At 72.9% G+C, this 8603-nt stretch carries 8 protein-coding genes and 2 pseudogenes; 4 read left to right on the forward strand and 6 right to left on the reverse strand.

Annotated elements, in window-relative coordinates; translation table 11 throughout:
* Together OZN99_RS19440 and OZN99_RS19445 are read right to left on the reverse strand one after the other, a co-directional pair.
* Positions 1 to 209: pseudogene (locus OZN99_RS19440) on the reverse strand (cysteine desulfurase); the annotation flags it as partial.
* A 61-nt stretch (positions 210 to 270) separates the two neighbouring features.
* Positions 271 to 777: an Rrf2 family transcriptional regulator gene (locus OZN99_RS19445; protein ID WP_270936923.1), complete on the reverse strand. Its 507-nt coding sequence runs from the start codon at positions 775 to 777 to the stop codon at positions 271 to 273.
* A gap of 459 nt (positions 778 to 1236) precedes the next feature.
* On the opposite strand from OZN99_RS19445, the gene OZN99_RS19450 reads away from it, so the two are divergent.
* Entirely contained in the window at positions 1237 to 1905 is a 669-nt protein-coding gene (locus tag OZN99_RS19450; protein ID WP_270936924.1) for an alpha/beta hydrolase, read from the forward strand.
* Positions 1906 to 2213: 308 nt separating this feature from the next.
* Here OZN99_RS19450 and OZN99_RS19455 read toward each other — a convergent pair whose 3' ends face one another.
* Positions 2214 to 3320, reverse strand: a complete 1107-nt coding sequence (locus OZN99_RS19455) for an anhydro-N-acetylmuramic acid kinase (protein ID WP_270936928.1) — start codon at positions 3318 to 3320, stop codon at positions 2214 to 2216.
* Positions 3321 to 3374: 54 nt separating this feature from the next.
* Here OZN99_RS19455 and tyrS point away from each other — a divergent pair, with 54 nt between their 5' ends.
* Positions 3375 to 4607 carry a tyrosine--tRNA ligase gene (tyrS, locus tag OZN99_RS19460; protein WP_270936925.1) on the forward strand — a complete coding sequence of 411 codons (1233 nt, stop codon included), beginning with the start codon at positions 3375 to 3377 and terminating at the stop codon, positions 4605 to 4607.
* 15 nt (positions 4608 to 4622) lie between these two features.
* Here tyrS and OZN99_RS19465 read toward each other — a convergent pair whose 3' ends face one another.
* Positions 4623 to 5096 carry a hypothetical protein gene (locus tag OZN99_RS19465; RefSeq protein ID WP_270936926.1) on the reverse strand — a complete coding sequence of 158 codons (474 nt, stop codon included), beginning with the start codon at positions 5094 to 5096 and terminating at the stop codon, positions 4623 to 4625.
* 196 nt (positions 5097 to 5292) lie between these two features.
* Here OZN99_RS19465 and OZN99_RS19470 point away from each other — a divergent pair, with 196 nt between their 5' ends.
* Complete coding sequence (locus OZN99_RS19470; RefSeq protein WP_270936929.1) at positions 5293 to 5808, forward strand: MOSC domain-containing protein; 516 nt, start codon at positions 5293 to 5295, stop codon at positions 5806 to 5808.
* A gap of 4 nt (positions 5809 to 5812) precedes the next feature.
* Entirely contained in the window at positions 5813 to 6670 is an 858-nt protein-coding gene (locus OZN99_RS19475) for a hypothetical protein (RefSeq protein WP_270936927.1), read from the forward strand.
* Positions 6671 to 6676: 6 nt separating this feature from the next.
* Here the strand turns inward: OZN99_RS19475 and bcp are convergent.
* Positions 6677 to 7129 (reverse strand): annotated as a pseudogene (gene bcp, locus OZN99_RS19480) (thioredoxin-dependent thiol peroxidase); the annotation flags it as partial.
* A 210-nt stretch (positions 7130 to 7339) separates the two neighbouring features.
* Positions 7340 to 8603, reverse strand: a 1264-nt coding sequence (locus tag OZN99_RS19485) for a [protein-PII] uridylyltransferase family protein (protein WP_456299888.1), incomplete at its 5' end; no start/stop codon positions are given.

The following is an 8603-nucleotide window of genomic DNA, read 5'->3' on the forward strand; positions in this document are numbered from 1 at the left end:
CCCGCGGTCAGCACCAGCTCGGCCGGCGTCCCGCCGAAGCGGGCCGCCAGCCTCTCCCGCGCATCCTCCAGCAACCGCCGCGCGGCGCGCCCGGCGGCATGGACCGAGGACGGGTTGCCCGCCAGGTCGAGCGCCGCCAGCGCCGCCGCCCGCGCCCCGGGGCGCAGCGGTTCGGTGGCATTGGCGTCGAGGTAGAGGTCCTGCGGCATGTGCCCCGGCCCTGGGAGGTCGCGACTCGGCCAGGTCCTGTATCAGATACAGGATCCGGCCCTATTGCGCGGCCTGGGCCTGCCCTTCCGCCGCGTCGGCGATGCTGCGGGGCGGGGCGGCGCGGCCGCTCACCTGCCGCCCGATCACGTCGGCCAGGGTCAGCCCCTCCAGGAACAGCCGGATCTGGTCGCCGAGCTCGGCCCAGAGGTCATGGGTCAGGCAACGCTGCCCGGCCAGGCAGCCCGGCCCGCCCTCCTCGCAGCGGGTTGCCTGCAGCGGCTCGTCCACCGCCAGGACGATCTCCGAGATCGAGATCTGCCCGGCCGGACGGGCCAGACGGTAGCCGCCGCCGGGCCCGCGCGCCGAGGCCACGAGCCCCGCCCGCCGCAGCGGGCCGAACAGCTGCTCCAGATAGGCGAGGGACAGATGCTGCGCCTGGGCGATCTCCGACAGGCTGATCTGGGCACGGCCGCTGCCGGCCTCGGCCGCGGCCTCCAGCCCGGACTGGCGCGCGGCGAGTTCGACCATGGCCATCACCGCGTAGCGGCCGCGGGTGGAAAGCCTCATGGGAGGGCGCCTCGGGCGTCACGATAGGTCGCCGCTGCGGATGTCTCCGCAACGTTGTCCGGATCGTGAGCGGTGTCTCGCCAGTCCAGACACAGGAACATGGGGCCCTGCCATGAATCCGATATGAAACCGCGCATCGGCTCCCTATATTGCGGCCACCCTGGGGCTCGGGAGCCCGCCCCGGGTGTCCTCCAACGGGAGCGAGCCACTTCGCACCCACCAGAGCCGAAACCGGAGCGCCTGATGACCGCGGCAGCGTGTCACCATGGCAAGGCTATTGTTCCCGACTGCCCCCGTCAACAATCGGGGCAGGGTTGCGGGAACGGATCCGGGAACATGGCGACCTGGTGGGGTCTGGCGCGTTCCAGGGGACGTCGCGGCGGCGGCGACCGTGGTTCCCCAATTGGCCGCGCGCCCGACCGGCGCCGCGACCGCAACCGAGACTGGACCTGACGCGCGATGCCCGAAGTGATGTTCGCCGGCCCCGACGGCCGGCTCGAAGGCCGCTATCACCACGCGAAGCAGGCCAATGCGCCGGTGGCGCTCGTGCTGCATCCCCATCCGCTGCATGGCGGGACGATGAACAACCGCATCGTCCACGCGCTCTATACGCGCTTCCAGGCGATGGGCTTCTCCACCCTGCGGTTCAACTTCCGCGGCGTTGGCCGCAGCCAGGGCCGCTACGACGGCGGCATCGGCGAGATCTCGGACGCCGCGGCGGCGCTCGACTTCCTCCAGGCGGTGAACCCCAACGCCTCCTCGCTCTGGGTCGCGGGCTATTCCTTCGGCTCCTATGTCGGGATGCAGCTGCTGATGCGCCGCCCGGAGATGAGCGGCTTCGTCAGCGTCTCGCCGCCCGCAAGCCACTACGATTTCGGCTTCCTCGCCCCCTGCCCCTGCAACGGCCTGATGCTGCACGGCGCCGATGACGAGCTGGTGCCGGAGAGCAGCGTGCGGAAGCTGGTGGAGAAGCTGAACACCCAGAAGGGCATCAGCATCGACTACCGCGTGATGCCCGGCGCCGGCCACATCTTCACCCCGCCCCAGGCCGAGCAGGTGGCCGAGGCCGCGGAGGATCACGTGAACCGTGCGCTGAACCGCACGCGGATGGCCCTCGCCGCGGACTGAAGCGGCCCGATCACCGGAGGGGCGTCAGCCCCCGAGGTCTGAACAGGCCCGCCAAGCCGGACGGCCGCCCCATGATCGGGGCGGCCGTTCGTCGTTTCGGGTGGCAGCGGAACGCGATATAGGTATATCGTCCTAGGATGAGCGCTCCTTCTCCCACCCTCGACCCCCTCCCCGCGCTGGCGGGGGAGGGATGGGGTGGTGGCGCGGCCTCTCGGACCGTCGGCGCCGGGCGCCACCGCCCGCCAGGCGCCCAGCCCTGCCAATTTGTCCGAAGCCGCCGCCGCGCATCCGGCCACAGCGCCAAAGCGCTACAGCAGCGGCCCGACCAGCCGCCCCCCGCGCAGCGGCCCCGGCGCGCCGGTCGTGCCGGGGAAGGTCAGCGGCAGACCGCGCCACACCCGCGCCGCCAGCACGCCGAAGGCCTGCGCCTCCAGCGCATCGCCGTTCCAGCCCACCACCTCCACCGGCCGCACCGGCTCTGTCAGGGCGGAGGCGAGCGCGCGCATGATCGCCGGGTTGCGCCGCCCGCCGCCGGTCACCAGCCACTGCACCGGGGGGCTGGGGAAGTGCCGTGCGGCCGCGGCCACGCAGACCGCGCAGAACGCCACCAGCGTCGCCGCCCCGTCCCAGGGCGAGAGCGCCGCCGCCCCGGCCTCCTTCAGGGCGCGGTCGAAATCCAGCCGGTCCAGCGACTTGGGCGGCGGCGCAGCCAGATAGGGATGCGCGATCAGCCGCGCCAGCACGCCGCCATCGGGCTGCCCCGCCATGGCCAGCCGCCCATCGCGGTCATAGGCCTCCCCGGTCGCGCGCCGGGCCCAGTCGTCCAGCGGGCCGTTGGCAGGCCCGGTGTCGAAGGCGATCAGCTCCCCCGCCTCCGGCCCGCCCTGGCCGATCCAGGTGACGTTGCCGACGCCGCCCAGGTTCAGCACCGCCAGCGGCTTCGGCAGGTCGCGGGCCATCGCGGCCTGGACGATGGGAACCAGCGGCGCCCCCTGCCCGCCCGCCGCGACATCGGCCGAGCGGAAGTCGTAGGCGACCGAGAGCCCCGTCTCCCGCGCCAGCCGCGCCGCGTCGCCCACCTGCCAGGTGAAGCCGGGCGCGTTGCTGCCCGGGCGCGCGGGCCGGTGCAGGATGGTCTGGCCGTGGAAGCCGATCAGGTCGGCCTGCCAGCCGATGGCGCGCACCGCCTCGACATGCCGCGCCGTCAGCCGCGCCACGCAATCCGCCAGGAAGGGATCGTCGGGCGCCAGTTCCGGTGCGCGATCGAGCAGGCTGCGCAGGTCGCGCCGCAGCGCCGGATCGTAGGGCAGCGTCAGCGCCGGGCCGAGCCGGCCGATGCTCTCGCCATCGGTCTCCACCCAGGCCGCGTCCACCCCGTCCAGCGAGGTCCCGCTCATGAGTCCGATGGTTCGCAGCATGGCCGCACCGTGCTACGCCGCGCACCCTTCCGGAAGCCCCTCGCACCCCAGATGACCGCCAAGACCGACTTCCTGCACGAGGCCCAGGCCCGCGGCTTCATCCACCAGGCGACCGACGCGGAGGCGCTGCATGCGCGCCTCGCCGAGGGGCCGGTCAGCGGCTACATCGGCTTCGACGCCACCGCCGACAGCCTGCATGTCGGCAGCCTGGTGCAGATCATGCTGCTGCGCCTGCTGCAGCGCACGGGCAACCGGCCGGTCGTGCTGATGGGCGGCGGCACCACGAAGATCGGCGACCCCTCCGGCAAGGACGAGGCGCGGCAGCTGCTGGACGAGGCGCGGATCGAGGCCAACAAGGCCGGCATCCGCAAGGTGTTCGAGCCCTTCCTGACCTTCGGCACAGGGCCTACCGACGCGATCATGCTGGACAATGCCGAATGGCTGGACCGGCTGCTCTACATCCCGTTCCTGCGCGACATGGGCCGTCACTTCAGCGTCAACCGCATGCTGACCATGGACAGTGTGAAGCTGCGCCTGGAGCGCGAGCAGAACCTCAGCTTCCTCGAGTTCAACTACATGCTGCTGCAGGCCTACGACTTCCTGGAGCTCAACCGCCGCCACGGCATCGCGCTGCAGATGGGCGGCCGCGACCAGTGGGGCAACATCGTCATGGGCACCGACCTGATCCGCCGGGTGGACGGGAAGGAGGCCTTCGGCCTGACCACGCCGCTGATCACCACGGCCTCCGGCGCCAAGATGGGCAAGACGGCGCAGGGCGCGGTGTGGCTGAACGCGGATCGCGTGTCGCCCTACGACTACTGGCAGTTCTGGCGCAACACCGAGGATGCGGATGTCGGCCGCTTCCTCGGCCTGTTCACAGACCTGCCGATGGCCGAGGTGGCGCGACTCGCCGCGCTGCGCGGCGCCGAGGTGAACGAGGCGAAGAAGGTGCTGGCCACCGAGGCGACCGCGCTGCTGCACGGCCGCGACGCCGCGGAGCAATCCGCCGAGACCGCGCGCCGCACCTTCGAGGAAGGCGCGGCCGCGGCGACGCTGCCGACGCATGTGGCGGCGCTGCCGGCCAATGTCGTGGACCTGCTGGCCGAGGCGAAGCTCGTCGCCAGCAAGGGCGAGGCCCGCCGCCTGATCGCGCAGAACGGCGTGCGCCTGAACGACGCGCCGGTGACGGATCCCGCGGCGCAGGTGACGCCGGCCGACCTCCGCGACGGCGCGGCGAAGCTCTCGCTCGGCAAGAAGAAGCACCTGCTGGTGCGCGCCGGCTGAGTGCCGGCGCGGCGCTCAGCCCCGGTGCAGCCGCCGCACCGCGCCGAGGCCGAGCAGCGCGACCCCGAACAGCGCGAGCGCGCCCGGCGCCGGCACCGCCGCGGTGAAGCCGCCGGTCACGTCGAACGAGAAAGCGCCCGTGTCCTCAATCCAGCTGCCGTAGACGGGCACGCGGGCAGCGTTGTACTCCACCTCGACGGTGCCTTGCGGGGAGAAGAACCGCAGCAACAGGTCGCCGGAGAAGGCGGTGAACGCTGCCCCGGCGGCACCGAAATTCGTCACGAAGCTGGTCAGCGGCACGCCGACAAGAAAGGCGCTGTCATCGTAGCTGAAGGTGGCCGATCCGGTGGTCGGAAGCGGTAAGGGCGTCGATGGGCTCCAGCTGTTGATCGAGAAGCTCCAGGTGCCGGAGATGATCGCGGCGCGCGCGCCGCCCGGCACGGCGATGGCGAGCGATGCGGCCAGGACCGCGGCGAACAGATGGCGCAACTTGCTCTCCGTGCTGACGTCTCGTCTGACCTGGCCAGCCAAGCCATACACATGGAAACAAGATGCGTAGAGCAAGATGCGCGCCAGAGCATCCGTGCGAGACATTCCAGAACCTTGCGATCCAGGCTACGAGGCTGGCCCACATGACTGTAAGAAAATCCGACACGCGCCGGCCATGCCAGGGCGCGTCGTGACAATGCCTCCCCTGGCCCGGCCGGGCCCGCCGCCGGGCTCGTCGCTGGCGCGGCTGCTGGACGCGCCGATGCGCCCCGGCCGCCTCCTCTGGATCGGCCTGCGCCCGGCGCGCCGCGCGCCGGTGATCGAGGTCGAGCAGGCGCTGCTCGAACCCGGCCGCGGGCTTCGCGGCGACCGATGGAACGGCGCGGCGACGGGCGCGCGGCAGGTGACGCTGATCGCGGCCGCGCATCTCCGCGCCATCGCGGCCTATCTTGGCGAGGAGGCCGTCTCGCCCGCCCGGCTGCGTCGCAACCTAGTGGTGGAGGGAGTGAACCTGCTGGCACTGAAGGGCCGCCGCTTCCGCATAGGCGAGGCGTTGCTGGAGCACAGCGGCGAATGCCATCCCTGCTCCCGCATGGAGGAGGAGTTCGGCCCCGGTGGCTACAACGCCGTGCGCGGCCACGGCGGCATCACCGCGCGCGTGCTGGAAGGCGGCGCGATCCGCCTCGGCGACGCCATGCTGCGGGAGGGCTGAGACGATGCGCAGGCCGGCGCTGAAGGCGGTGCTGTGGTTCGCGCTCGCGGGGCTCGGCGCGCTCGCCCTGCTGCCGATGGAGGCGCTGCAGGCGCGCTTCGGCGATTGGGTCCTGCTGGCCGGCGTCCCCGCGGTGGCGGCGATCCCCTTCGGCCTCGTCTTCGGGCTGATGGCGGCGCTGTCGGCCTTCGGCGAGGCGCGCCTGCGCCGCGGCGGCGGGGTGATCGCGCGCTGGTCGCTGGACCCGGCCGCGTGGGACGACTTCCGCAGCTTCGACGCGATGCGGACCGCGCAGCATCCGTCGCTGCAGAACGACTTCACGCCGCAGCCCGCCGCCGGCCGCGCGGTGGAGGTGCTGTTCGGCAGGAAGCAGGTGATCGTGGACGGCTCCTACCATCCGCTGCGGCGCTGGGCCGTGCCCGAGTTGCGCTCGGTCGGCTGGCTGCAGCCGCAGGGCGCGCCGGAATGCCTGGAATTCGGCCTTGCCTATCCGCGCGGGCGTTATGGCGGCGTCATCCTGATGAGCCTGCGCATCCCGGTGCCCCTGGCGGCGCGCCGCGACGGGGTGCGGGTGTTCGAGCATTTCCTGGCCCGCGCGCCGAAGCACCGCGTCGGCCTGGCCTATCGCCGGCCCTGGCTGGTGATCGGCTGGGGCGTGGCGCTGACGGTGCTGTCGCTGCTGGCCTCCGCGGGCGGCGTGGTGCTGGCCGAGGTGTGGCGCCCCCGCGAGGCCGGCGAGGAGGAAAGCGTGGTGCCGATGCTGCTCCAGCTCGGCGGCATCATCGCCGCCATCGGCGCGGCGGTCTTCACGGTCATCATCGTGCTCGCGACGCGGCCCTGGCGGCGCCGCGAGCAGGCATGAGCCGCGTCAGAGCAGCGTCTTCGCCGCCTCCATCACCTGCGCGGCGTGCTCCTCGGGCTTCACCTTGCGCCAGACCTTCACGACCTTGCCCTGGCCATCCACCAGGAAGCTCGACCGCTCCATGCCCATGTAGGTCTTGCCGTACATGCTCTTCTCGACCCAGGTGCCATAGGCCGCGGCGACCTTCTGGTCAGCGTCGGAGGCCAGCGGGAAGGTCAGCTTGTACTTCGCCGCGAACTTCTCGATCGGCGGCAGCGGGTCGGGCGAGACGCCGATGATCTCGAGCCCGAGCTTGCCGAGCTGCGGCAGCGCCTCCTGCACGCCGCAGGCCTGCTTGGTGCAGCCGGGCGTGTCGGCCTTCGGGTAGAAGTAGAGCAGGAAGGGCTTGCCCTTCAGCGCCGCGCTGCTGACGGTGCGCCCGCCCGAGGCCGGCATGGAGAAGGCCGGCGCCGGCGCGCCCTCTGTCGGGCCGGCGGCCGGGGCGGCGGGGGCGGCCTTGGGCGCGGCAGCCTTGGGCGCCGCCTTTGGAGCCGCAGTCTTCGGAGCCGCAGCCTTCGGAGCCGCAGCCTTCGGCGGCGCCTTCTTCGCGGCGGCCGTAACCTTGGCCGGCTTGGCCTTCTCCGCCGGCGCGGCCGGCTTCTTCGTCGTGGGCATCCCTCTGCTCCCCCGTCAGCCCGGATCCAGCGGCCCGATGCGCCGCGCGAAGATGGCGCGCACCTGCTCCGCAACCTCACGCATCTGTGCGCGCAACCCGGACTGGTCAACCACGCCGCCCGGCACGAGTGGCGCCACGGCACGCAGCACCGCCGCCGCCACCGGCTCCGGCAGCGCCTCCTCCCGCCAGCGGCCGACGGTCAGGCGCAGCTGCGCCAGCACGCCGCGCCACAGCCGGTCGGCGGCGACCAGCGTCGCGACCTCCTCCGCCGGCAGGAGGCCGGCCTTGCCCAGCGCGCCCAGCGCCACGCGCGTGGTCGGGGACAGCACGGCGGGCGCGCGGTGCGCATGCGCCACCAGCAGCGCCTGGGCAACGAACTCCGCCTCCACCAGGCCGCCGCGCATCAGCTTGACGTCCCAGGGCCCCTCCGCCGGCAGGTCGCGCAGCATGCGCGCGCGCATCGCGGTTGCATCGGCCAGCACAGCCACGGGATCGGCCGCGCGCGTCTGTGCCGCCCGGATCGCCGCCTCCACCTTCCGCTTCAGCCCGGCCGGCCCGGCCACGAAGCGGGCGCGGGTCAGCGCCATCCTCTCCCAGGTCCAGGCGCTTTCGGCGTGATACTGCGCGAAGCCGGGCAGCGACACGGCGACCGGCCCCTTCGAGCCCGACGGCCGCAGCCGCATGTCCACCTCGTAGAGCTTCCCCTCGGGCCCCGGCGAGGTGAGTGCGGCCACCACCTGGTTTGCGAGCCGGCCGAAATACTGGCTCGGCGGCAGCGCCTTGCCGCCGCCCCGGCTCTCCTGCGCGTCCTCGGCGTGGTCGTAGACCAGGATCAGGTCGAGGTCGGATCCCGGCAGCATGTCCCGCGCGCCGAGCTTGCCGAGCGCCACCACGCCAAGTGCGCCGCCCGCCACCTTGCCGTGGCGCTGCGCGAAGTCGGCGGCGATGCGAGGCAGCAGCGCGGCGATTGCGGCATCGGCCAGCGCGCTGCGCGCGGCGCCCGCGGCATCCACGTCGAGCCCGCCCTCCAGGGCGGCGGCGTCGATCTCGAAGCGGCGCTCCGTCACCACGCGGCGCGTTGCGTCCAGCGCCTCTTCCAGGAAGCGCGCGTCCTTCACCAGCGCGGGCAGCGCGGCGGCCGTGTCGAAGCCGCCGGCCAGCGTGCCGGAGAGCAGCGCATCCAGCGCCGCCGCGCTGCGCGCCACGTGGTCGGCGAGCGCCGGCGCGGCGCCCAGCACGAAGGCCAGGCGGTCCAGCAGCGCCGGGTTCTGCCGCAGC

It is taken from the genome of Falsiroseomonas oryzae (assembly GCF_027856955.1).
GTDB lineage: Bacteria > Pseudomonadota > Alphaproteobacteria > Acetobacterales > Acetobacteraceae > Falsiroseomonas > Falsiroseomonas oryzae.

Coding starts and splice junctions, on each gene's coding strand:
- OZN99_RS19450 (WP_270936924.1), top strand. CDS start 1,237: ATGCCCGAAGTGATGTTCGCCGGCCCCGACGGCCGGCTCGAAGGCCGC.
- OZN99_RS19470 (WP_270936929.1), top strand. CDS start 5,293: ATGCCTCCCCTGGCCCGGCCGGGCCCGCCGCCGGGCTCGTCGCTGGCG.
- OZN99_RS19445 (WP_270936923.1), bottom strand. CDS start 777: ATGAGGCTTTCCACCCGCGGCCGCTACGCGGTGATGGCCATGGTCGAA.
- OZN99_RS19475 (WP_270936927.1), top strand. CDS start 5,813: ATGCGCAGGCCGGCGCTGAAGGCGGTGCTGTGGTTCGCGCTCGCGGGG.
- tyrS (WP_270936925.1), top strand. CDS start 3,375: ATGACCGCCAAGACCGACTTCCTGCACGAGGCCCAGGCCCGCGGCTTC.